The organism is Polaribacter sp. (assembly GCF_965660385.1).
Lineage (GTDB): Bacteria > Bacteroidota > Bacteroidia > Flavobacteriales > Flavobacteriaceae > Polaribacter.
On sequence record NZ_CBFHZT010000039.1, the window covers coordinates 1 to 24,799 of the forward strand.

The window sequence follows — 24,799 nt, forward strand, 5'->3', positions numbered from 1 at the left end:
CATTCCAATAAAAGAATTGTAATCGAATTTTTTTTGTTCCATGTGTAAATTAAATGTCAATTTGTCATTAGCTCAAGAAAATCTCTTGATAAAAACGCGACAAATGTAGTTAAAAACCCTTTTTTAATATGTTTTTAGGGTCTTAAATTTTATCATTTTATATAGTTCAATTAGTATTCCGTTTTTACAAAGTATTTGTTTCTGTATCAATGGGAACTCAAAAGTGTTTTTAGTAACAATAAAATGTCATTTACATTAAACATTAAGAAGGTATTAAGCCTCTACAGCCTTGGTAAATGACATTTTTTAATATTGATTTTATTTTTTTGAATATTTTAAAGCAGCTTTAATAAAACTCACAAATAAAGGGTGTGGTTTTAAAACTGTACTTTTATATTCAGGGTGATATTGTACCCCAACAAACCAAGGATGTGAAGGTATTTCTACAACTTCAACTAAGCCAGTTCTAGGGTTAAGACCAGTAGCCTTCATACCTTTTAACTCAATTTGATCTCTATAATCGCTATTAAACTCATAACGATGTCTATGGCGCTCGCTAATTAACTCTTCTTTGTAAGCATCATAAATTTTAGAATCTTTAGCTAATTTACAATTCCAAGCACCCAAACGCATAGTACCTCCTTTGTTTGTAACATCTTCTTGACTTTCCATTAAGTTGATAACAGGGTTTTTACAGTTCTTTTTCATTTCAGTAGAAAATGCATCCACTAAGCCAAGAACATTTTTTGCAAATTCTATAACCGCCATTTGCATACCTAAACAAATTCCGAAAAAAGGAATATTATTTTCTCTTGCATATTGTACTGCTTTTATTTTTCCATCAATTCCTCTATCTCCAAAACCTGGTGCTACTAAAATACCGTCAACACCTTTTAATCTTTTTTCATAGTTTTTGGGTGATAAACTTTCTGAATGTACCCAGCGAACATTTACTTTAGTTTCGTTAGATGAGCCAGCATGAATAAACGCTTCTGTAATTGATTTGTAAGAATCTGGTAACTCAATATATTTACCAATCAAAGCAATTTCTACTTCCGAAGTTGGATTTTTATGTTTTCTTAAAAAGTTATTCCAAACTTTTAATTCAGGTTTTTTATCAGAAGTTAACTTTAATTTCTTTAAAACCACCTCATCTAAGCCTTCTTCTAGCATTAAATTAGGTACATCGTAAATAGTTTCTGCATCAATAGATTGTATTACATCTTCCTTTTTAACATTGCAAAACAAGGCTAATTTACGTTTAATATCGTCAGAAATTTCATGTTCGGTTCTGCACACTAAAATATCCGGACTTACACCACTTTGCATTAAACTTTTTACAGAGTGTTGTGTAGGTTTGGTTTTTAACTCGCCAGCTGCAGCTAAAAATGGAACTAAGGTTAAATGGATTACAATGGCGTTGTCTTCTCCTTTTTCCCAAAGCATTTGCCTAACAGATTCTACATAAGGTAGCGATTCAATATCACCTACAGTTCCTCCAATTTCGGTAATAACAATATCATAATCGCCAGTTTCTCCTAAAATTTGAATTCGGTGTTTAATTTCATCGGTAATATGAGGAATTACCTGTACAGTTTTGCCTAAAAACTCACCTTTACGCTCTTTATCGATTACAGATTGATAAATTCTACCTGTTGTTACATTGTTGGCTTGACTTGTTGGTATGTTTAAATAGCGCTCATAGTGCCCTAAATCTAAATCGGTCTCAGCACCATCATCAGTAACATAGCATTCGCCATGTTCATATGGGTTTAAGGTTCCTGGGTCTATATTAATGTAAGGATCAAGTTTCTGAATGGTTACAGAAAACCCTCTTTCTTGTAATAATTTAGCTAACGAAGCTGCTATGATTCCTTTTCCAAGTGATGATGTTACGCCTCCTGTTACAAAAACGTATTTAGTATTGTGCATGGTTCTTTTAGGTTTGCGCAAAAGTACTAACTCTGGGTTTTAAAGCAAATAAAAAGATGAAGAATTCTAAATAATTAATTAAAATAATATGCAATGGAATGCTTTTTGATAAAATTGTGGTTATGAAAAAAACAATTATTCTACTTATCATTGTCTTATTATTTAACAATTGTACTATTTTGTTTCCAAGCTTTTTTGAACGTAAACCCGCTAATTTTACAGTTCAGAATCTATGGTTTACATCAAAATTAGACAATCATAAAGAGGTTAAATATTTAATCAATCCAACACAATTAAATTATACAGCAAAAAGTACAGATGATTATAATGCACAATTAGTAACATTTTTTGCAGGGGAATTAAAAGAAAAAAGCTACCTAAAAGAAAATTATAAGGATGCCGATGGCAAAATTATTATTCCTTTTATATTAGATTATGATTTATCAAAAGAATACAAAGAAAATTTACGGAAAACTACAGATTTAGACTACATTGTTCTAACTAAAATTTTAACGGCTAACCAAATCAACAATCAAAATTACCCTCAATATAAATCTTTACAATATAGAAGCAATGTTTTGGCAGGTTCTGTTGTTTTTTTTAAAGTTTTTGATGTAAAAAACAACACAATTGCCTTAGAACTGAATTGTAAAAGTTCAGTTTATGATGATCCAGACTTTAATTTTGATACAAATCAATATGATGATAATTCTAAAATTGCTACGTATAAAAGTGAAAATCAATTGATAAAAAAGTGTTTTAAAAGAATTTTAAGAAGGATAAAATAATTTTAAATTTTTTTACATTTAGTTTTTGTGATAAATAAAAACAGTTGTATATTTGCCCACGCTTTTAACAAGGTAACACAAAAGCAAAAAAATAATTAAGAAGATTTTTAAAAATACATATAATGCCAAAAAGAACGTACCAACCATCAAAGAGAAAGAGAAGAAACAAACACGGTTTCATGGAAAGAATGGCTTCAGCTAATGGTAGAAAAGTATTAGCTCGTAGAAGAGCAAAAGGAAGAAAGAAATTATCTGTTTCAACGGAAACTAGACATAAAAAATAAAATGATTAACAATTGTTAATATATAAGGTGTTACTTTTTAAGTAACACCTTTTTTTATATCTAAGCACTACTTATTTTTGTAACACTAATAAACACAACAACTTACAATGCCAAAAAGAGAAGACCTTAAATCCATTTTAATTATTGGTTCTGGCCCTATTGTTATTGGTCAGGCTTGCGAATTTGATTATTCTGGATCACAATCTTTACGTTCTTTAAGAGAAGATGGAATAGAAACTATTCTAATCAACTCAAACCCAGCAACTATTATGACTGATCCATCAATGGCAGATCATGTGTACTTGTTGCCATTAACTACAAAATCTATCATTCAAATATTAAAAGAACACCCTCAAATTGATGCAGTTTTACCAACTATGGGTGGCCAAACTGCTTTAAATTTGTGTATCGAAGCCGATGATAAAGGCATTTGGAAAGATTTTGATGTAAAAATGATTGGTGTTGATATCAATGCTATTAATGTTACTGAAGATAGAGAGCAATTTAGAGAATTGATGTTAAAAATTGGAGTACCAATGGCGCCTCAAGAAACTGCAACATCTTTCTTAAAAGGTAAAGAAATTGCACAAGAATTTGGTTTTCCTTTGGTAATTCGTTCTTCTTATACGTTGGGTGGAGCAGGAGCGTCTATCGTTTATGATGCAAAAGATTTTGACGAACTGCTCAGTAGAGGTTTAGAAGCATCACCTATTCATGAGGTGATGATTGATAAAGCCATGATGGGATGGAAAGAATATGAATTAGAATTGTTACGCGATAAAAACGATAATGTAGTTATTATCTGTTCTATCGAAAATATGGATCCAATGGGTATTCATACTGGTGATTCTATTACAGTAGCACCAGCCATGACATTGTCTGACAAAACGTTTCAAAAAATGCGTGATATGGCCATTCATATGATGCGTTCTATTGGCGATTTTGAAGGGGGTTGTAATGTACAGTTTGCAGTTTCGCCAGATGAAAAAGAAGAAATTATTGCTATTGAAATCAACCCTCGTGTTTCGCGTTCATCAGCGTTAGCAAGTAAAGCTACAGGTTACCCAATTGCAAAAGTGGCTACAAAATTAGCTATTGGATATTCATTAGACGAATTAGAAAACGGAATTACAAAATCTACATCTGCGTTATTTGAACCAACTTTAGATTATGTAATTGTAAAAATTCCGCGTTGGAATTTCGATAAATTCGAAGGCTCAGACAGAACTTTAGGATTGCAAATGAAAGCCGTAGGTGAAGTAATGGGTATAGGACGTTCTTTTCAAGAAGCCTTGCACAAAGCAACACAATCTTTAGAAATTAAAAGAAATGGACTTGGTGCAGACGGAAAAGGATACACCAATTACAACGAAATTATAGAAAAATTAACCAATGCAAGTTGGGATCGTGTTTTTGCAATTTACGATGCCATTGCTATGGGAATTCCTTTAAGTAAAATATACGATATCACGAAAATTGATATGTGGTATTTAAAACAGTATGAAGAGTTATTTCAACTTCAAAAAGAAATTTCTACCTATACTATTGATACCATTCAAAGAGATTTATTGCTCGAAGCCAAACAAAAAGGGTATGGAGACAGGCAAATAGCACACATGCTAGATTGTTTGGAAAGTGAAGTATACACTAAGAGAGAGGAATTAAAAGTACAGCGTGTTTTTAAATTGGTAGATACTTGTGCTGCTGAGTTTAAAGCGAAAACACCTTATTATTATTCTACTTTTGAGAATGAAATAGAAACACCAGAAGGAGAAATTGTAATTGCAAACGAAAGTATTGTAACCGATAAAAAGAAAATTATTGTTTTAGGTTCTGGACCTAACAGAATTGGACAAGGAATTGAGTTTGATTACTGTTGTGTACATGGTGTTTTAGCAGCTGCAGAATGTGGATACGAAACGATTATGATTAACTGTAACCCAGAAACGGTTTCTACGGATTTTGATACTGCAGATAAATTATACTTCGAACCTGTTTTTTGGGAACACATTTACGATATCATTCGTCATGAAAAGCCAGAAGGAGTTATTGTACAATTAGGTGGTCAAACTGCTTTAAAATTAGCAGAAAAATTAACCAAATACGGTATAAAAATTATCGGAACTTCTTTTGAAGCTTTAGATATTGCTGAGGATAGAGGTCGTTTTTCTACGTTGTTAAAAGAAAATAATATTCCTTATCCAGAATTTGGAGTTGCAGAAACTGCAGACGAAGCTTTAGCTTTGGCAGACGAGTTAGACTTTCCAATATTGGTAAGACCTTCTTATGTTTTAGGTGGTCAAGGAATGAAAATTGTTATTAATAAAGAAGAATTGGTAGAACATGTTGTAGACTTGTTACGTAAAATACCAAATAACAAATTGTTGTTAGATCATTACTTAGATGGTGCTATAGAGGCTGAAGCTGATGCCATTTGTGATGCTGATGGAAATGTGTACATCATTGGAATTATGGAACACATTGAGCCTTGTGGAATTCATTCAGGAGATTCAAATGCAACCTTACCAGCTTTTAATTTAGGAGATTTGGTAATGCAACAAATTATAGATCATACACATACCATTGCTAGAGAATTAAAAACGGTTGGCTTAATTAACATTCAATTTGCCATAAAAAATGATATCGTTTACATTATTGAAGCCAACCCAAGAGCTTCTAGAACTGTACCTTTTATAGCAAAAGCCTACAAAGAACCTTACGTAAATTATGCAACCAAGGTAATGTTAGGAGAAAAGAAAGTAACAGATTTTGATTTTAATCCACAATTAGAGGGCTATGCCATTAAACAACCGGTATTTTCTTTTAATAAATTCCCGAATGTAGATAAAAAACTAGGACCAGAAATGAAATCGACTGGAGAAAGTATTTTATTTATAGATAGTTTAAAAGACGATGAATTTTACGATTTATATTCAAGACGTAAAATGTATTTGAATAAATAGCATTTCTATTTAGATAAAAAATAACCTTCAATTCCTTTTGAATTGGAGGTTTTTTCGTTTACATAAATATTAATAATTGAGGTTATTTATAAAATAATATTAAAAAGATAACCAGATATGATAATACATAATGTTACAACTGCGAAGAATATTGCAATTAATTTTAAGGTCATCACTTTCTTTAAAAGCATTGCTTCTGGCAACGATAAACCAATCACACCCATCATAAAAGCAATTGCAGTACCTAAAGGAATGCCTTTAGCAACCAAAACTTGTACTACAGGCAAAACACCAATGGCATTAGCATACATAGGTACAGCTAAAACTGTAGCAATGGGTACAGCAAAAAGGTTGTCTTTTGCCATATATTCTTCAAAAAAGGCTTCTGGTATATACCCATGCATAAAACCACCAATTACAATCCCAACTAAAACATAAGGAAGAACACCTTTTAGAATTTTCAAAATTTCTGAAAAAATAATAGAAAGTCTCTGTGTAATCGTTGGTTTTTCTAATTGCAATAATTCTTGTTCTTTTTGAGCATTTGCCAGTAATTCTTTAACCCAAGGAGTAAGATGAGTTTCTAAGTTTAATTTTTGAAGAATAATACCAGATATGGTGCCTAATAAAACACCACTAATTACATAAATTAAGGTAGTTTTTAAGCCAAACAAACCAATAAAGAGTCCGATTGCAATTTCGTTAACTAACGGAGAAGTAATTAAAAATGAAAAAGTTACCCCTAAAGGGATGCCACCTCTTACAAAACCAATAAAAAGCGGAACAGAAGAACAGGAACAAAAAGGAGTAACCACACCAAACAAACTGGCAATTACATATTCTAAACCATATAATTTATTTCTCGATAAATAATTTTTAACCTTTTCTATAGGAAAGAAACTATTTACAATACCCATAAAAAACATTACTACAACAAGAAGAATTAAAATTTTTATTGTGTCATAAATTATAAAGTGCAATGCTGCTGTAAAATGCGTTGAAGCCTTAAGTTGCAAGAGGTCATAAACAAGCCAATCTGCAATATTTTGTATCCAATTAAACATTGAAAATGCAATCAATAAAAGGATTTTGTACATAATGCACAACTTCGTTCATCATATTCATAATTATTGATTTTACTTTCCTAAAAGCGTCAAAACTTCACTTTTTAAAGGCACTCTACCTTTAACCACAATGCAATCATTAATAACCAAAGCAGGTGTAGACATTACATTATATTGCATAATTTCTACAATATCTTCCACTTTTTCAACAGATGCCTCTATATTATTTTCAAAAACAACTTCATTTACAATGTTTGTCATTGATTTGCATTTTGAACATCCTGTGCCTAGTATTTTTATAGTCGTCATTTTATAAGTTTTTTAAAACAAAGGTATGTTTAAGAAGTAGATTGTAATGTGACATTTGTCACACAATGAATCTTTAAAATGAGAAACCGAATTTTATTATCAGAGGCATTTAAAAATAGATTATAATAATGTGTAAAGCACATTTTAAAAGTAACTACATAACACGAGAATCAATACTAAACAAAGCTTAGTTAATGTTTGTTATTTACTAAAGTTTGTCTTTTTTTTAGGTACCAGCAAAAGGTGATCCAAAAATACCAACAGCAAGTTCAGCCCATACAAGAAATAAAATCAAGAACAAGATCACTGCATAAAGTACTCTTTGTTTAAAGGTCTTTATTTTTTTTAAGATAAACTCAAGGATGAGCCCTGTAATAGTTAATAAAATGCCAGCAAAAAGAAAATCGAAGACAGACCAATTTACTTCTTTGCTAAATTGCATAGCTATAAACGGAATTAAAAGTAAGGTTATTACAACTGTTATAATAGTTATAATTCTCTTGTTTTGATTTATGATTTCCATAGTTTTTGTATTTGATGATTGGTTAAAAGTTTTAATTATCGATGGTCGAAATAATAAAATAACTTCTTTTATAAATTTGAAATTGGCTTTATAGTAACCATGAATTTTATAATATGTATTGAATTGCTCTATTAAATCTCCTTCTATTTCTTCACGAAAATCTGAACGACAAAACCATCGAAAAAAGCGCATAACGAATTTTGAGGGTTTTTTTATTTTTTCATGCATTTAAAATAAATTAAGTGAAAGTTTAGGCATTGCTTCCCAAAGCAAATTTCTTTGTATTCTTGTTTGGTCAATTATTTCATGGCCTTGAGTAGTAATTTCGTAAAGACGCTTTCGTTTTCCTCCTCTTTCTTTTGTTGCACCACCAAACTCAGATTTTAGCAAACCTTTCTTTTCTAGTCTTTTTAACACAGTTTGAATTGCACCCAAACTTACTTTTCGGTTTAGTCGATTATCTATTTCGTTGATAATGTTCACACTATAGGCATCACCATTGAGTATAGCTACAATAATCACTACAATTTCTTCGAATTCTCCTAACGTTGATTGACTCATAACTTATATTTACCGTAAATGTAGTTTAAATAGTTTAATAAACTACATTGTAGGTAAAATATTTTTAAATTTTTGAACTTAAAATCTTATAGAAATGGAAAATAGTCTAGCTAAATAAACAAAAATTAAGAAATTTAGGGTTCTGTTAAAATGAACATTTGGTTCGTCATAATAAAAATATCACTTGTATATTTAGCATAATTTTAAATTTTATCAAGGTATTATATCAAAAAAATAAAAGGTTTTAGCATTAAATATCTGTAAAACTAATATTAGTTTATTACTAATTTAATATATATATTTGTTACTTTATGATGCACTAAATATTTAGTGACTTTTATATTTTATCTAATAATTCCCCCCCAAATTGAATAAGAAAAAATATATACTCCTACTCATAGGTATTATCCTAATTATTATTTTTAATCAAATAATAATAAACAATGCCATTTCACAACAAAGTTCGGATGCAGAAACTATAAATATTGCAGGTAAACAGCAAATGTATAGTCAGCAAATTGCCAAAATAGCTTCTTATATTAACGAATCTAAGAATACATCTTCCTACAAAATTAATATTGAAACTTTAGATAGTATTGTAGCGTGCTTTATAAAAGCGAATACTTATCTTAAAGAAAAAAATAAATTACAATATCATACAACTGGAATAGATTCTCTTTTTAAAAAAAACACATTCTTTTTTAATAAGCTTGTTAAATCATCTAATCATTTGGTAAAAGAACCAAACAATGATTCTATTTATAAAAGTTTCATAGAAGAAATTAAAAATAATGAACGTCCATTTTTAAATTCTATGGATTTTATTGTGAATGAGTATCAACTTATTTCTCAAAAAAGAACGGCTTTTTTAAAAAAATTACAATACGTTTTTTTAGGTTTTTCAATACTTTTATTTATTTGTGGGGTTTTCTTGATGTTTTTACCTGTATATAAAAACAATAAAGTCTTGAACTCCCTAAATATAAAATTAGAAAAATTTAAAAAGGAGGTAGAGCAAAAAGAGAAAGAAAGAAAGAAAATTGAAGAAGTTTTAGAAAGAACAAATACTATAGCCAGAATTGGAACCTGGTTTGTAGATTTGGTGAATAATGAAAATACTTGGAGTAAAGTAACTAAAGAAATTCATGAAGTAGATGGTAATTTTATTCCAAATGTAGAATCTGGCTTAAAATTTTATGCTGAAGGTTATAGCAGAGATAAAATTACTGAATTGTTTAAAGAATCAGTTATAAACAAAACTAGCTTCGATGAAGAGTTGCAATTGGTAACTGCAAAAGGAAGACATATTTGGGTAAGAGTTATAGGTGAACCTGAAATTAAAAACAATGAATGTGTTGCTGTTTATGGAACTTTTCAGGATATTAATACTGTTAAAGTAGCTCAAATAGAATTAAATACTGCTCATGAAGAATTAAAAGCCATTTTAAATTCAGGTGATATTTCTCTTATAAGAACAGATCTCGATGGCAAAATTACTTATTTTAATGAAGGTGCAGAGAATTTACTGGGTTACAAAAGCGAGGAAGTAGTAGATAAAGAAACCCCTATTATTTTTCATGATAAAGAAGAACTATTAAAAAGAGGTAGAGAACTTACCAACAAAAGTAAAAAAGAAGTTACTGGTTTTGAAATTTTATCAAAATTAGCAACAGAAAACAGAGAAGATTTTAAAGAATGGACTTACATTCGAAAAGATGGTACTTCTTTACACATTCAACTTAGTACTAATGCTATAAAAGATGATACAGGTAAAATTACAGCCTTTATTTTGGTAGGTACCAATATTTCAAGAATTACAGAACAAAACAAAAAACTAGCAAACTTTGCACAGATTGCTTCTCATAATTTTAGAGCACCTGTTAGTAATTTAATTTCTTTACTTGAGTTGTACGAAATTTCTGAAACACCTGAAGAAAAGAAACTTGCTTTCGAAAAATTTAAAATTGTAATTGATCTTATTGATGAAACTCTAAATTCTTTGATTGCAGCGATTCAAATAAATAAAAAATCTGAAGCTGAAATTGAAATGAGTAATATATCATTGAGTAAAGTAACTAAAAAAATTGAGAAAAAATTATCAAAACAAATTACCAAATTAAACGCAGTTATCACTACAGATTTTTCTGCTGTTGAAACAATCGTATACCATAAACCTTATTTAAAAAGTATAATAACTAATTTAGTAAGTAACGCTTTAAAATATTCGTTTCCAGACAGAAAACCAATAATAGAAATAAAAAGTGCTATAAATGAAGGAAGAACGCAATTAATAGTTAAAGATAATGGACTAGGAATTAACCTTAAAAAGCACGGTCATAAATTATATGGACTCAATAATGTTTTTCATAGAAAAAAAGACGCCAAAGGTGTTGGTTTATATATTATAAAAAATCAAATTACCTCTTTAAAAGGGGCAATTTCTTGTACTAGCGAAGTGAATAAAGGAACAACATTTACAATAACATTTTAAAGCCAAAAAGTTATGCCAAAAAAGTATAAAATTTGTTTTATAGACGATGATGGAGTTTATAAGTTTTTTATGAAAAAAGTAATAAAAATAAAAAAATTAACACCAGAAGATTACGTAATGTCTTTTGATGATGGAGACCAAGCCTATAATTTTATCAATAGTAATAAGGAAAACTCAGATAAACTTCCAGATCTTATTTTCTTAGATATTAATATGCCAGTTATGGATGGGTTTCAGTTTATAGAAGAGTACACTAAAATAAGATCACAAATTCATAAGAAAATTACCGTTTTTATGGTTACTTCTTCTATTGATCCTTCAGACTTGGAGCGTTCAAAAAAATATTCTGAAATTTCTGCTTACATTACTAAACCCATAAAAGCAGAAACGTTACAAGAAATCATAGATTCATTAGAGTAATTACACCATAATTATTTTTTAATAAAAAGCCTATCATAATCATGCCTTGTTTTACGATTTAAATTATAAACTTTTAGAGATACAATTCTTTTAAATTTAATGGTGTTTTCATTTCATCATATTTGGTAACTTTTAAATTAACGAACTCTTTGTTATTTAATCCAATTGTCTGAAGTATTTGTGTTTTTGATGCTTGAAGTTATGAAATTAACTAAAATAAACGTTTTTTTTAAATCGTGAATAGTACTATTTATTTCATAAATCTAAATCAATCAAAACGTGAAAGGCCTTTGATTTTAGAATAGATATAGAATTAAGTATAGATACCAAATTTTTGAAAGAGAGCAATTGTGATGATAAAATTATTAAAGACAAACATAAATTTCTATTGCTCAAAAACATCTATTTAGGTTATACCTAGCCAAGAGCTTTATAAAGAATTCTAAAAATATTAATTTACTGCGTTAGGTAAGGTAAACTTAAAATCACTTCCTTTTCCTGTTGTGCTCTCAACCCAAATTTTACCACCATGTTTTTCTATAAACTCTTTACACAGTAATAAGCCTAAACCAGTTCCTATTTCTTTTGCAGTACCTAAAGTAGTAGATTTAGTGTTCGATTTAAATAACTTTTTAAGCATATCTTCGTTAATTCCCACTCCATTATCAGAAACTGTAATTTCAACCTCTTTTTTCTTTGCAATTGCAGTAACCTCTATCTTTCCACCAGAATTAGTGAATTTGATGGCATTAGAAATAAGGTTTCGTAAAATTACCTTTAACATATTTTTATCAGCCAGCACCTCAATTTTATCAGCCGAAGTTTGGTTTAATGAAATGTTTTTACTCTCGGCTATTGAGTTTTTAAGTAATATCACCTCTTGAGTTATCTTAGAGAAACATACTTTTTGTGGATTAAAAACAATTTTTCCAGTCTGGGTATTAGCCCAATTTAATAAATTCTCTAATAAAACAGTGGTGTTTTGGGCTGCCGAATTTATAAAAACCAAAAACATTTTAATTTCTTCCTTATCAAAAACATCAATATTTTCTAGTAGTTGTGTTGATAGGCCAATGATATTGTTAGAGGGGCCTCTGAGGTCATGCCCAATAATTGAAAATAATTTATCTTTTGCAGTATTTATTTCTTTGAGTTCTTCATTTAATTTTAACAATTTTTCTTCAGCATCTTTTTGTTTTGAAATATTTCGAGACAATCCGAAAGTTCCAATGACTTCTCCTTTGTGATCATTAAGAATAATTTTTGTGGTTGATGACCAGGAAGTAGAACCATCAATCCATATTTCTTTTTCCTCTTTTGATATGATTGGGCATCCTGTTCTAATAATGTTTTGTTCATCTTTAAAAGCTTCTTGTGCACGTTCTTTTGTGAAAAAATCAAAATCAGTTTTTCCAATCATTTCCTTTGGATCTTTAAGGCCAAAATTCTTTGCTTGAGCTTTATTGCTTTTTATAAAACGACTCTCTTTATCTTTAAAATAAATATAATCTGGAATATTGTCCATAAGAGTTTTAAAGAAATGTTGTTCAATTACAAGTTTTTCCTCTATTTTCTTTTCTGGTTGATTATTTAATGCTAAGCGTAAAATTTGATTTTGCTTTTCGAGTTCAGCAACTTGATTTTTTAACTCTTGATAACTATATTTTTTTTCCATGGGGGTTTGTAAAATATTTTGTGCTTTTATATTCTTTTAAGAATACTAAACGAAAACATAATAATAATTCAAATTTAGTTAAATATAATTAAATATCCTCTAATGTTTTATTATAAAATTTGAATATCTACCTTATATAAATTCTGAAAAATATCAAATATGATTTGAGCTTCTTTTTTTCTAATAGCGATTGTGTATTCACATGTCAACCCTAAATTTTGAGCAGTGATGCTTATATTTTTTTCTTTAATGATACGCATTACTTTGTTCATCATATCATAATTAAAATTGAGTTTGTAAAAAATAGTTATGGTTTTTTCTACAATTTCTGAGGCTTCTAAAGTCAATTGAGCAGAAGATTTATAGGCGTTAATTAATCCACCAACCCCTAATTTTGTTCCTCCAAAATAGCGAACAGAAACTATTAAAACGTTAGTAAGCTCAAAAGATTGAATTTGGCCATAAATGGGTAATCCAGCAGAATTGTTAGGTTCACCATCATCATTGGATCTATATTTTATGGTTTCAACTCCAATTTGATAAGCATAACAAAAATGACGAGCAGAGTGATGTTGTTTGCGTAAATCATCCAAACAATTTTTTACTTCATCTTCATTTATAACAGGAAATGCATAGCCAAAAAATTTACTATTTCTGTCTTTAAAAAGTGTTTCTTCTGATGGTTTAAGTATGGTTTTGTAACTGTCGTTTTCCATTAAGCCAAAGCTACAATTACAATTCCTAATATAGCTAAAACCACACCAATTTTATTTTTGATGCTAAATTGTTCTTTAAATACAAGTATCCCAACAATAGTTGATACAATTACAATGCCCACATTATTAATGGTAAATAGGGTAGAGCTATCAAAACCTTCTGTTTGTAGTGCTTTTATTAAAAAAATAATAGAGTAATAATTCGGAATGCCTAAAAAAATGCCAGCAATGATATTTTTAACACCAAAAGCGGCTCTTTTTTGGATAGCTTTTATCAGTAAAATTACTGCAGCAATGCAGGCAGCTATAGCAAATAAACTTCCAGAAAAAATAGATACTTCATCTTTGGGTACATAAGTTACTTCTACATATTTTAGTAAGGTATCAATTGCGCCTGAACCCAAAAACAATAAAATAGGCAGTAACAAACCAGCTTCTTTAGTGGCTGTTGTGTTTTCTTTTACAGAGGCTAAATACACCGCAATTAAGGCAATAATAATTCCGAATATTTTTAAAAAAGTAACAGACTCATCATATAAAAAAACACCAAAAAATACAGGAATAACCACAGACATTTTTCCTGCTATTGAGGTTACAGAAACGCCATTTTTTTGAGCAGTCATTGCCATAATAAAAAATACGGAAACAAATAAAACCCCTAAGCATAATGCACCTAAAAACCAAGGTTGCTGAGGGATTTCTACAACAGAAAAATCACGTTCTGCAAATACAAATCCTAAAATAAATGCAACTATATAATTTATAAATATAGCCTTTAAAACATCAATTTTATAAAACCCAAAGTATTTAAAAATAACAAATAATCCTGTAGATATGAATATGCTGAGTAGTAAAAAAATCAATCGAGTTGGTTTTTAACGAATAATTCTGTAACATCATCTTGCTCAGGAATTAAATTCCAAGTATGTATCCCTAAAGTATTTGCAGCAGCTGTGTTTTCTTGTAAATCATCTACAAATAAAGTTTCGTTAGCAATTAGGTTATTTTCTTTTAAAACAAATTCATAAATTTCTACATCTGGTTTTCTAAAATGAATTTCGTGCGATAAGTAAAATTGTTCAAAACAGTTTTTAAATTCTCCAAAAAAATCTTCTCCCAAAGAATTTTGAACCCATTTTATATGTAGATCATTTGTATTGCTTAATAAGAATAACCTGTACTTTTTGCTTTTAGCCAATTTTTTTAAAAAGTCCAAACGCTCTCTTGGAAAATCTAATAAAACAGCATTCCAGGCAGCAATTAATTTATCATTAGGTATTCTAAATTTATCATGAAAAAATGCAATAAATGCATTGGTGCTCATTAAGCCTTTTTCATAGTTTTGATAAACTGTTACCATTTCATCAGTAATTTTTGTAACTCCTAAAGCAGCCATTGCTTTGTAAGTTCCTTGTTTGTCTAAGTTGATAAAAATATCTCCAAAATCGAAGATGATGTTCTTAATCATTCGTGTAAATTTTTAATTGGTCGTTTTTAATTTTTTCTTCGGATGTTATTTTTGCAGATAAAACAGGTGCTTTTATTCCGTTTTTAAAATTGGTTTCACCAATAAAAACGTGAGCTTCATCCCATAAATTAGCATCAATAAATGTTTGTAAAGTTTGAGTGCCACCTTCAATAATTAGAGACTGAATAGCATTTTTTTGTAGTATTTTACAAATCTGTTGTGCAATATTTTTAGTAAAATCGATAGTTTCAAAAACTAAATTATGTCTAGATTTTTGTTGCTTTTGCCTTTTATCTATGATAAAAATAGTCTTTACATTTCCATCAAATAAATGTAAACTATCAGAAATTCTAAGATTAGCATCTAGTACAATTCTTATTGGGTTATGCCCTGACCAACTTCTCACTGTTAACGAAGGGTTGTCTGCCAAAACTGTTTTTGTACCCACTAAAATTGCCTGTTCTTTAGCTCTTAATTTGTGAACTCGTTGTTGTGAATACCTGTTTGAAATCCAAACCGGAGATTGTTTATTTTTCTGCAAAGGGGCTACACAACCGTTTTGGGTTTCAGCCCATTTTAAAATAATAAAAGGTCTTTTTTTATCTTGTACCGTAAAAAAACGTTTATGATGTATTTTACATTCATTTTCTAAAATTCCTACAATAACATTAATTCCTGCATTTTGTAAACGTTCAATACCTTTGCCAGCCACCAAACTATTGGTATCTATACAACCTATTACCACTTTTTTTAATTGGTGTTTTACAATTAAATCTGCGCAAGGTGGTGTTTTTCCAAAATGAGCACAAGGTTCTAAGGTTACATAAATGGTAGCTTCTTTTAAAAGTGTTTTATTTTTAACGGAATTTATGGCGTTTACTTCTGCATGATTTCCACCATAGCTAGAGGTGAAACCTTCGCCAATAATTTTATTTTGATACACAATTACAGCACCCACAGAAGGATTTGGTCTTGCAGTTCCAATTCCGTTTTTAGCGATTTGTAAACATCGTTTTATGTAAAATTCGTGTGTTATAATAAGTGATTTTAAAAATGAAACTAAAATTTTATTTTTAAATTTTGAGTAATATCTACAGGATAATTACTAGCATATCCAAAAACTTTATACTGTAAATTTCCTTTAAATTGAATTTCAATAGATTTGTTTAAAACGGAATTTAATAATCCGCCCAATATTCCGTTTTTATTGTTTTTAAAAATTTCTCTTGTTGGTATCACAACTTTTAGCGGAACTGTAAATTCATTTCTTGCTGGCACTTTAAACTCATCAGAAGAAACCTGTGCCACTGCTGCACCATTTACATATATTTTTATTTCATCAGTAGCAATAGTACCACTTACATCGTTTGGGTTTTGAAAAAATGCATTTGCTTTTAAACGTATGGTATCTTTTTTAACGCTAATTAATTTCAGATTGTCCACTTTTATAAAAACGGGTTTTTTATTTATAGAACAACTCAAAATCCCAATACATAAAACCAAAAAATAGAATGTTTTTTTCATCAAAAATCATTTAAAAAATAGGTAACTTGCTCTTGCAAAAATACAGTAATAAATGACAAGTAAAGATTTTATCATAAGAGAAATAGCTTTGAAAGATAATGCACAATTGGCAAAAGTTGTACGAAGTGTAATTCTTGAAATGGGTGCACCAAAAATAGGTACTGCTTATCAAGATAAAGCTACAGACCAAATGTTTGAAACTTACCAAAAAGAAAACGCAAGCTATTTTGTGGTTGAACATAATAATAAAATTGTTGGTGGTGCAGGTATTGCACAATTAGATAATTTTAAGGGTAAAACTTGCGAGTTGCAAAAAATGTATTTTTTACCCATTGCAAGAGGTTTAGGTTTAGGTGCAAAATTAATATCGGTTTGTTTGGATAAAGCCAAAGAATTTGGTTTTGAAAATTGCTATTTAGAAACTTTACCTTATATGGAAGCTGCTGTTAAATTGTACAAAAAGTATGGTTTTAAAAATTTAGATGCACCAATGGGCAATACCAGTCATTATTCTTGTAATGTTTGGATGATTAAGAAAATTTAAGGGGAATGATATATTATGTTTTAGGATGTTTACATCTTATTTTATTTTGTTGGGCGTTTTATAATATTCTTTATTTTGGGGTAAAACCGTCCAAGTCTTTAAGTTGGATTTTAATTGCACTTTTCTTTCCATTTTTAGGGGTGTTTTGTTTTGTTATTTTCGGTATTAATAGAAGAAAAATTAAGTTTTTTGAATTAAAAGAGACGAAAAAGAGGAAGGATTTTATCCAAAAATCTATAAAATCTAAAAAAGATCTTGATAAAAACTCCTTAAAAGGTATTAAACAAAAAAAGATTGCTCAATTAATTTATAGCAATACAAAAGCTAATGTTGAAGAGCGTAATGAGGTTATCTTATTGAAAAATGGAAAAGAAACTTTTACAGCTTTGTTTAATGCCATTAAAAATGCCAAAAAGTTTATCCATTTACAATATTTTATTTTTGAAGAGGGAGAAATATTAGATAAAATCATCAAATTATTAGAAGAAAAAAGAAAAGAAAATGTTGAAGTAAGAATTTTGTACGATTCTTTTGGTAGTACTAGTTTACAAAAAACTACCAAACAAAAATTAAAGAATATTGGTGTAGAAATTTATCCAGAAACACCTTTTAAATATGGCTCTTTTATTTTTTCATTAAATTTTAGAAATCATCGCAAAATTGCCATCATCGATAATGAAATTGGGTTTACAGGAGGGGTAAATATTTCTGATGAATACATTACAGAAGATACAAGTTTGGGTATTTGGCAAGATGCTCATTTGCAAATAAAAGGTAGTGGCGTTAATGCTATTCATAGCACTTTTTTAAACGATTTTTATTATGCAACGTTAAAAGATTTAACCAATACTAAAAAATATACCTCTGAATTTAAAAGTTCGGGCAACACAAAATTGCAAATTGTTTCTAGTGGTCCAGATTACGAACAATCTGTGGTAATGCAACAATATTTGAGTTTTATAAATTTAGCTGAAAAAAGTATTTGTGTCTTAAATCCATATTTTGTGCCTACGTTTTCAATTTTAGAAGCCTTTAAAATTGCAGCATTAAGTGGGGTAGAAGTAACGTTATTATTACCCAAAAAAACAGATTCTAAGATAGCAACTTATAGTATGTATTCTTATTTTGAAAGTTTATTAAAAGCAGGTGTACAAATTTATTTAAGAGATGATTTTTCGCATAGTAAAGTTATTTTTATTGATGATGAAATAGCTTCAGTAGGTTCAACAAATTTTGATTGTAGAAGTTTTGAACATAACTATGAATTGAATGCTATTTTATATGATGAAAAAATTACTAATGAAATTAAAAAAGAATTTGATGAAAGAAAAAATAAGGCGAACCACATCAATTTAAAAACATTTAGAAAAAGAGCTATCAAACAAAAAACTTTAGAGCGTTTGTGTCGTTTTTTAAGTCCTTTATTATAACAATATGATATTAAAAGATTTTAAACTATTTTTTTCTGAACAACTTTCAGAAATCTATCCTAGTACAGAAATCGATTCTTTTTTCTTTATTTTAATAGATGAATATTTAGGTTTACAAAGAATCGATACTGTTTTGCAACCCAATTTTATAGTAGAAGATGATAAACTATCAATATTAAATACTGCTTTACAACGATTACAAAGAGAAGAACCTATTCAATATATTATTGGTAAAACAGAATTTTATGGTTATCCTTTTTATGTTGATGAAAACACTTTAATTCCTAGACCAGAAACAGAAGAGTTAGTAGCGTGGGTAATAGCAGAACTTAAGAATCGTAATTTAAAGATAGATGAATCTTTAACAATTTTAGATATTGGTACAGGCTCTGGTTGTATCCCTATTTCGTTGGCTAAAAACCTAGCGAAAGCAAAAATTTCTGCTATAGATGTATCTATTGATGCACTAAAAATGGCTCAAAAAAACGCAAATGTGAACAGTGTAAATATGGATTTTATTGCGCTTGATATTTTAAAAGCCAAAAATCTACCAGAGAAATACGATATTATTATTTCGAACCCACCTTATGTTCGCGAGTTAGAAAAAGTAGAAATACAAAACAACGTATTACAAAACGAACCTCATTTAGCTTTGTTTGTAGCAGATGATAATCCATTACTTTTTTATGACAAAATTGCAGATTTGGCAAAACAACATTTATTAAAAGGAGGAAGTTTGTTTTTTGAAATCAATCAATATTTAGGTAAAGAAACGGTTCAATTATTACACCAAAAAGGATTCAAAACTGTTGAGCTTAAAAAAGATTTGTTTAAAAATGATAGAATGATAAAGGCTTCATTATGATAAATCTTTATTTAATACCCTAAACTCTTTAATAAATGATTTGGGCATCTTGTTGGTTTTGAGGTTGCACGATTCATAAAAGCAAGAACAGAATTTCCAGTGCAAATTAATTCATCATTTTGATTGGTAATTTTGTAATCAAATTCAATTTTAACCATAGGTTTTTTAACTAAAATGGTTTCAATAGTTAAAACATCGTCATAAATTGCAGATTTAATAAAATTACAACTTAAAGAAATTACAGGTAGCATTACACCATTCAACTCCATATCTTTATAGGTAACCCCCAGTTTACGAAGCCATTCTGTTCTACCTAACTCAAAAAACTGAGCATAGTTTCCATGATAAACCACTCCCATTTGATCAGTTTCAGAATAACGTACTCGAGTACTTGTGTATGATTTTTTCAAAATTTCAAATAATATTTTTCCATTTTACGTAAAAAATAATTAATAATCAATAGTAATTAGATTTTTTTATACTGTTTTTTATTCACACTTTTGTAGTGCTTAAGAAAAAGGGCATAGAGGTCTATATAGCCTAATAGTTTAATCAAAACAAAACCACTAATTAATTCAATGAATAGCACTGCTGAATCCGTTTGGACTGAATGTTTGACTTTTATAAAGGACAATATTAAGCCTCAGGCATATAAGACCTGGTTTGAACCGATAAAACCGGTGAAACTGTCTGGAGAAGCATTGACAATTCAAGTGCCTAGTAAGTTTTTTTACGAGTGGTTAGAAGAGCATTATATTAAATTATTACGTGTTGCATTGGTAAGACAATTGGGTAATGAAGCCAAACTAATTTACGATGTTAGGATGGAGAATAATTACAGTAGCAATAGACCGCAAATTGTTAAAATACCGAGTTCTAATAGAGATCCTTTAAAACCTCAAAGAGTTACAGTTCCTTTAGAATCAAGTAAAAGAGAGTTAAGAAACCCTTTTATTATCCCTGGGTTGCAAAAGGTAAAAATTGAGTCTCAATTAAATCCTAATTATAGTTTTAATAATTTTATTGAAGGAGATTCTAACAGATTAGCACGTTCTGCAGGTATGGCTGTTGCCAACAAACCTGGTGGTACTTCTTTTAATCCTTTGTTAATTTATGGTGGCGTAGGTTTAGGGAAAACGCATTTAGCCCATGCAATTGGGGTAGATATTAAAGATAAATACCCAGATAAAACAGTTTTATATATATCATCAGAAAAGTTTACACAACAATTTATAGATTCTGTAAAATCAAATACAAGAAATGATTTTATTCATTTTTATCAAATGATTGATGTCTTAATTATTGATGATGTGCAGTTTTTATCGGGTAAAGCAGGTACACAAGATGTATTCTTTCATATTTTTAATCATTTACATCAAAATGGCAAACAGGTTATTTTAACTTCAGATAAAGCACCTGTTGATATGCAAGATATTGAGCAGCGTTTATTATCTCGTTTTAAATGGGGTTTATCTGCAGAGTTACAAGCGCCAGATTACGAAACAAGATTGTCAATTTTACAAAATAAATTGTACAGAGATGGTGTAGAAATGCCAGATGATATTATAGAATATGTTGGTAAAAATATAAAATCTAACGTAAGAGAATTAGAAGGTGTTTTAATTTCCATGATTGCCCAAGCTTCTTTTAACCGAAAAGAATTTTCTTTAGAGTTGGCAAAACAAATTGTAGATAAATTTGTTAAAAACACCAAAAAAGAAGTGTCTATAGATTACATACAAAAAGAAGTGTCAAAATATTTTGATATGGATGTTGCCACTTTACAATCTAAAACACGTAAACGTCATATTGTTCAAGCGCGTCAATTAGCAATGTATTTTGCAAAAAGATTAACAAAAACATCTTTGGCAAGTATTGGTAGTCAAATTGGGCAAAGAGATCATGCAACAGTATTACATGCATGTAAAACTGTAGATAATCTTACTGAAACCGATAAGCAGTTTAAAAAGTATGTAGAAGATTTAACCAAAAAATTAACATTTTAAAGGTTGTTTTTCTACAGCAATAGAACTTTTTAAATTCTTTTTTAGAAATTAAATTACTTTTTATGATGAAAAAAATACTAATGGTTTGCTTAGGCAATATTTGTCGTTCGCCATTGGCACAGGGTATTTTAGAATCTAAAGTGAACTCAGAAACTATTTTTGTAGATTCAGCTGGTACTGGAGCCTATCATGTTGGTAATTTACCAGACAAACGCTCTATTGAAGTAGCTAAGAAATACGGAATTGATATCACCAATCAAAGAGCAAGAACGTTTGTGGTTTCCGATTTTGATAAATTCGATCTTATTTATGCTATGGATGAAAGTAATTATCAGAATCTACTTCGTTTAGCTAGAACCAAAACGGATGAAGAAAAGGTAAAGCTTATTTTGAACGAAGTAAATGCAAATGCAAATCATTCAGTTCCAGATCCATATTATGGAGGATCCCAAGGTTTTGAAAATATCTATATGATGTTGGACGAAGCTTGTGAGATTATTGCAGGTAAATTGTCTTAATTTATTTTGTAAATTAGTGTTTTTAAAATCTAAAAATGACTGGTAAACTATACTTAATCCCCACCACTTTAGGTGAAGAAACTGAACCTTTAGAGGTAATGCCTTTATCAGTAAAAAAAGTAATTGAACAAATTGATTATTATATTGTTGAAAATGAAAAATCAGCAAGAAGGTTCATCAAAAAAATATCACCTAAAAAACAACAGCCAACCTTAACAATAAAGTTGTTAGATAAGTATGCTATTGTAGAAGAAACTCAAAAATATTTAGACGTTTGTGCACAAGGTTTTAATGTGGGCTTACTCTCTGAAGCTGGTGTACCAGCCATTGCAGACCCTGGAGCAAGCATTGTAAAATTAGCACATCAAAAAAATATAAAAGTGGTGCCTTTGGTAGGCCCAAGTTCTATTTTAATGGCAATGATGAGTTCTGGATTTAATGGGCAAAATTTTGCTTTTAATGGGTATTTACCTATTGATAAAAGTGATAGAAAAAGAAAAATAAAAGATTTAGAACGTACAGCAAGAGATAAAAACCAATCTCAAATTTTTATTGAAACACCTTATAGAAATGAGAAAATGTTTGTAGATTTAAAAGCTACACTCTCTCCGCAAACTAATTTGTGTATTGCTGTAGATATTACATTGCCTTCAGAATTTATCAAAACCATGTCTATTAAAGATTGGAAACATCAACAACCTGATTTACACAAAAAACCAGCTATTTTTATTATTGATAAGTAGAGCTATACTGTTGCTTTTCTATCAGCTTTAATATTAGAAACATCGTAATTCGAAAAACGTCTCATATATTGTTGAATAGTAGCTCCATAAGCATCAGAAAATCGAAAATTTCCATTGCTTCTTAAATATTTTTTCACGTTACCAGCACCACTTAAATGTGCAGCAGCTAGTATTCCAGATTCTGTAATTTTAATTCCGTTTATAGTTTTACCAACAGAGCGTTTTATGTCCTTTCTTAAAATCCATTTATTAACGCTACACAAAGCAACAAAAGCTTTTTCTTGTAAATCATGGCTTCGTAAAAAAGCACTAGTATCGTAAATTTTAAAACGTTTTAGAGTGCTTCTACCAAATTGATATTTGCCTAAATACCCTAAAGTGTTTACAACTTTATACCTGCCTTGCGATTCTTTAAAAGCAACAGCTTCTTTAAAAGCTATAAAATTTCGTTTTAAATACGGTATATTGTAATCTACATTCTTTGGTAGCGAAATTTCTTTTTTAATAACTTCTATTTTGGCAGTTTTACGTTTACCTATTTTTGTTGCACTAATTAAAAGTAAAGCCAAACTTGCTAAAAATAAAAACTTTTTGATCATACTAATCGTTTTGTTTTGCGAGCGCAAATGTATAACATAATTTAAATTTGCTGACAATCAATGCTTTAATTTCGTCGAAATTAAATATATGCTCGATAAAATGTAAATTTTTTAGTAGATTTGAATTACTACAACGTTTCTTTTTATGAATTAAATAAAAAAAACAGTACTGTTTTGAGAGTGAAAAAACTAACTTTTAACGATTTACACCTTGTTTATTCAGCCAATTATGATATTTAGCTGCATTTCTGTTATGTTGCGCCAAACTTTTAGCAAATTTATGATAGCCAAGTTTATCGGTATTTACACACATGTAAAAGTAGTCGTGGTTTTCGGCATTCAGTACAGCATCAATAGTATTAATGTCTGGCATACCAATTAAAGTAGGAGGTAAGCCCCTGTTTGTATATGTATTGTAAGGCGAATTAATTTTTAAATCAACAGTTAAAACCCTTTTTACTACATAATCTTGGCCTTTTACTTCTTTTATAGCGTATATAATAGTTGGGTCTGCCTGCAAAGGCCATCCGTTATTTAGTCTATTTAAATACAAACCAGCTACTCTTGGACGTTCTTCTTGTTTTGCGGTTTCTTTTTGCACAATAGAAGCTAAAGTAATTACTTCTCCTTTAGTTAACTTTAAAGCCTTTGCTTTTTGTAATCTATTTTTATTCCAAAAACGATTGTACTCGCGTAAAAGTTTGTTGCGAAATTTATCAGCAGAAACAGTCCAATAAAATTCATAACTATTAGGAATACATATCTGTAAAACCGACTTTTTGGTGAGATTGTTTTTCTGTAAAAAATCAGCATCTGTAAAAGAGGCAATAATTGCAATAGAATCCACAGCCAGTTGCTCAGCAATTCTACCTGCAAATTTCTCTAAAGTATCTTGATTATTAAAAGAAATTTTTAAAGGTGTTTGATTACCACTGCGTAACATATTTATCAAATCGTTGTTAGACATACCTTGCCTTAAGAAATAACGACCTGTTTTAGGTTTAGAGAAGTTCTTTTGTGCAGCAACCCACAAAAAAGTATTTGGATTTTTAGAGTAATCTGCAATCTTTTCTTTAATGTCAACTAATTTATCTCCAGTCTTTATATATAGTATATAATCATCAGTAATTGCTTCGCCAAATATTTTTTGATAATAGTTGTACCCTAAAATACCACCTAGTAAAAGTAGGAAACCTAAAATGTAAATAATTTTTTTAGTCAATGTGTTTAAATTTTTTATAAAAAGGCAAAATTACGCTTTTATCAATTGAAATAAAATTTCATCTTTATATTTTCCTTTTGCCAAAATCCAATCTTTTTTAACACCAACTTTTTTAAAGTGATGTTTTTCAAACAAGGATATACTTTTAAAATTG

25 protein-coding genes are annotated in these 24,799 nt (G+C 29.4%); 11 read left to right on the forward strand and 14 right to left on the reverse strand.

What is annotated here, in order from left to right:
• Window positions 1-318: 318 nt before the first annotated feature.
• Complete coding sequence (locus ACTG3V_RS11375) at window positions 319-1,932, reverse strand: CTP synthase (protein ID WP_439132287.1); 1,614 nt, start codon at window positions 1,930-1,932, stop codon at window positions 319-321.
• Window positions 1,933-2,054: 122 nt separating this feature from the next.
• Between ACTG3V_RS11375 and ACTG3V_RS11380 the strand changes: the two genes are divergently transcribed.
• The 3 genes from ACTG3V_RS11380 (at window position 2,055) to carB (ending at window position 5,967) form a co-directional block, all read left to right on the forward strand.
• Window positions 2,055-2,720 (forward strand): hypothetical protein, encoded by a 666-nt coding sequence (locus ACTG3V_RS11380; RefSeq protein ID WP_439132288.1) that lies wholly within the window; start codon window positions 2,055-2,057, stop codon window positions 2,718-2,720.
• Between the two features lie 122 nt (window positions 2,721-2,842).
• Complete coding sequence (gene rpmH / locus ACTG3V_RS11385) at window positions 2,843-3,004, forward strand: 50S ribosomal protein L34 (protein ID WP_223445638.1); 162 nt, start codon at window positions 2,843-2,845, stop codon at window positions 3,002-3,004.
• A gap of 107 nt (window positions 3,005-3,111) precedes the next feature.
• Window positions 3,112-5,967 carry a carbamoyl-phosphate synthase large subunit gene (gene carB / locus ACTG3V_RS11390; RefSeq protein ID WP_439132289.1) on the forward strand — a complete coding sequence of 952 codons (2,856 nt, stop codon included), beginning with the start codon at window positions 3,112-3,114 and terminating at the stop codon, window positions 5,965-5,967.
• An 86-nt stretch (window positions 5,968-6,053) separates the two neighbouring features.
• Here carB and ACTG3V_RS11395 read toward each other — a convergent pair whose 3' ends face one another.
• The 4 genes from ACTG3V_RS11395 to ACTG3V_RS11410 form a co-directional block, all read right to left on the reverse strand.
• Window positions 6,054-7,064: a permease gene (locus ACTG3V_RS11395; RefSeq protein ID WP_439132290.1), complete on the reverse strand. Its 1,011-nt coding sequence runs from the start codon at window positions 7,062-7,064 to the stop codon at window positions 6,054-6,056.
• A 39-nt stretch (window positions 7,065-7,103) separates the two neighbouring features.
• The gene (locus ACTG3V_RS11400; RefSeq protein WP_439132291.1) at window positions 7,104-7,340 is read right to left on the reverse strand and encodes a thioredoxin family protein; all 237 of its coding nucleotides are present in this window, start codon (window positions 7,338-7,340) and stop codon (window positions 7,104-7,106) included.
• Window positions 7,341-7,566: 226 nt separating this feature from the next.
• Window positions 7,567-8,091 (reverse strand): permease prefix domain 2-containing transporter, encoded by a 525-nt coding sequence (locus tag ACTG3V_RS11405; protein ID WP_439132292.1) that lies wholly within the window; start codon window positions 8,089-8,091, stop codon window positions 7,567-7,569.
• Window positions 8,092-8,424 (reverse strand): PadR family transcriptional regulator, encoded by a 333-nt coding sequence (locus ACTG3V_RS11410; RefSeq protein ID WP_439132293.1) that lies wholly within the window; start codon window positions 8,422-8,424, stop codon window positions 8,092-8,094.
• 367 nt (window positions 8,425-8,791) lie between these two features.
• Between ACTG3V_RS11410 and ACTG3V_RS11415 the strand changes: the two genes are divergently transcribed.
• The gene (locus tag ACTG3V_RS11415) at window positions 8,792-10,915 is read left to right on the forward strand and encodes a PAS domain S-box protein (RefSeq protein WP_439132294.1); all 2,124 of its coding nucleotides are present in this window, start codon (window positions 8,792-8,794) and stop codon (window positions 10,913-10,915) included.
• Window positions 10,916-10,927: 12 nt separating this feature from the next.
• Window positions 10,928-11,335, forward strand: a complete 408-nt coding sequence (locus ACTG3V_RS11420) for a response regulator (RefSeq protein WP_439132295.1) — start codon at window positions 10,928-10,930, stop codon at window positions 11,333-11,335.
• A 451-nt stretch (window positions 11,336-11,786) separates the two neighbouring features.
• Here ACTG3V_RS11420 and ACTG3V_RS11425 read toward each other — a convergent pair whose 3' ends face one another.
• The 6 genes from ACTG3V_RS11425 to ACTG3V_RS11450 all read right to left on the reverse strand — a co-directional run bounded on the left by ACTG3V_RS11425 (window position 11,787) and on the right by ACTG3V_RS11450 (window position 16,718).
• Complete coding sequence (locus ACTG3V_RS11425; protein ID WP_439132296.1) at window positions 11,787-13,010, reverse strand: PAS domain-containing sensor histidine kinase; 1,224 nt, start codon at window positions 13,008-13,010, stop codon at window positions 11,787-11,789.
• 110 nt (window positions 13,011-13,120) lie between these two features.
• Window positions 13,121-13,726: an IMPACT family protein gene (locus ACTG3V_RS11430; protein WP_439132297.1), complete on the reverse strand. Its 606-nt coding sequence runs from the start codon at window positions 13,724-13,726 to the stop codon at window positions 13,121-13,123.
• Window positions 13,726-14,589, reverse strand: coding sequence for an EamA family transporter (locus tag ACTG3V_RS11435; protein ID WP_439132298.1), 864 nt, complete (start codon window positions 14,587-14,589; stop codon window positions 13,726-13,728). The genes ACTG3V_RS11430 and ACTG3V_RS11435 overlap by 1 nt, the downstream gene beginning before the upstream one ends.
• The gene (locus tag ACTG3V_RS11440) at window positions 14,586-15,194 is read right to left on the reverse strand and encodes an HAD family hydrolase (RefSeq protein WP_439132299.1); all 609 of its coding nucleotides are present in this window, start codon (window positions 15,192-15,194) and stop codon (window positions 14,586-14,588) included. Before ACTG3V_RS11440 ends, ACTG3V_RS11435 begins: the two co-directional genes overlap by 4 nt.
• Window positions 15,187-16,233, reverse strand: a complete 1,047-nt coding sequence (gene ribD, locus ACTG3V_RS11445) for a bifunctional diaminohydroxyphosphoribosylaminopyrimidine deaminase/5-amino-6-(5-phosphoribosylamino)uracil reductase RibD (RefSeq protein ID WP_439132310.1) — start codon at window positions 16,231-16,233, stop codon at window positions 15,187-15,189. Before ribD ends, ACTG3V_RS11440 begins: the two co-directional genes overlap by 8 nt.
• A 20-nt stretch (window positions 16,234-16,253) precedes the next feature.
• Window positions 16,254-16,718, reverse strand: a complete 465-nt coding sequence (locus ACTG3V_RS11450) for an LEA type 2 family protein (RefSeq protein WP_439132300.1) — start codon at window positions 16,716-16,718, stop codon at window positions 16,254-16,256.
• Between the two features lie 52 nt (window positions 16,719-16,770).
• Between ACTG3V_RS11450 and ACTG3V_RS11455 the strand changes: the two genes are divergently transcribed.
• The 3 genes from ACTG3V_RS11455 to prmC are packed head-to-tail and all read left to right on the forward strand — an operon-like array spanning window position 16,771 to window position 19,557.
• Window positions 16,771-17,262 (forward strand): GNAT family N-acetyltransferase, encoded by a 492-nt coding sequence (locus ACTG3V_RS11455; RefSeq protein WP_439132301.1) that lies wholly within the window; start codon window positions 16,771-16,773, stop codon window positions 17,260-17,262.
• Between the two features lie 5 nt (window positions 17,263-17,267).
• On the forward strand, window positions 17,268-18,692 hold the full coding sequence (gene cls, locus ACTG3V_RS11460; RefSeq protein WP_439132302.1) for a cardiolipin synthase: 1,425 nt from the start codon (window positions 17,268-17,270) through the stop codon (window positions 18,690-18,692).
• A gap of 4 nt (window positions 18,693-18,696) precedes the next feature.
• The gene (gene prmC, locus ACTG3V_RS11465) at window positions 18,697-19,557 is read left to right on the forward strand and encodes a peptide chain release factor N(5)-glutamine methyltransferase (RefSeq protein WP_439132303.1); all 861 of its coding nucleotides are present in this window, start codon (window positions 18,697-18,699) and stop codon (window positions 19,555-19,557) included.
• An 11-nt stretch (window positions 19,558-19,568) separates the two neighbouring features.
• Here prmC and ACTG3V_RS11470 read toward each other — a convergent pair whose 3' ends face one another.
• Window positions 19,569-19,967, reverse strand: a complete 399-nt coding sequence (locus ACTG3V_RS11470) for an acyl-CoA thioesterase (protein ID WP_439132304.1) — start codon at window positions 19,965-19,967, stop codon at window positions 19,569-19,571.
• A 168-nt stretch (window positions 19,968-20,135) separates the two neighbouring features.
• Between ACTG3V_RS11470 and dnaA the strand changes: the two genes are divergently transcribed.
• From dnaA to ACTG3V_RS11485, 3 genes are all read left to right on the forward strand, one after another.
• Window positions 20,136-21,563: a chromosomal replication initiator protein DnaA gene (gene dnaA, locus ACTG3V_RS11475; protein ID WP_439132305.1), complete on the forward strand. Its 1,428-nt coding sequence runs from the start codon at window positions 20,136-20,138 to the stop codon at window positions 21,561-21,563.
• A 65-nt stretch (window positions 21,564-21,628) separates the two neighbouring features.
• On the forward strand, window positions 21,629-22,081 hold the full coding sequence (locus tag ACTG3V_RS11480) for a low molecular weight protein-tyrosine-phosphatase (protein WP_439132306.1): 453 nt from the start codon (window positions 21,629-21,631) through the stop codon (window positions 22,079-22,081).
• 35 nt (window positions 22,082-22,116) lie between these two features.
• Complete coding sequence (locus ACTG3V_RS11485; protein WP_439132307.1) at window positions 22,117-22,824, forward strand: SAM-dependent methyltransferase; 708 nt, start codon at window positions 22,117-22,119, stop codon at window positions 22,822-22,824.
• Between the two features lie 2 nt (window positions 22,825-22,826).
• On the opposite strand, the gene ACTG3V_RS11490 is transcribed toward ACTG3V_RS11485, so the two are convergent.
• On the reverse strand, window positions 22,827-23,423 hold the full coding sequence (locus ACTG3V_RS11490; protein ID WP_439132308.1) for a peptidoglycan-binding protein LysM: 597 nt from the start codon (window positions 23,421-23,423) through the stop codon (window positions 22,827-22,829).
• A 196-nt stretch (window positions 23,424-23,619) separates the two neighbouring features.
• Complete coding sequence (gene mltG / locus ACTG3V_RS11495) at window positions 23,620-24,645, reverse strand: endolytic transglycosylase MltG (RefSeq protein ID WP_439132309.1); 1,026 nt, start codon at window positions 24,643-24,645, stop codon at window positions 23,620-23,622.
• Window positions 24,646-24,799 lie beyond the last annotated feature (154 nt).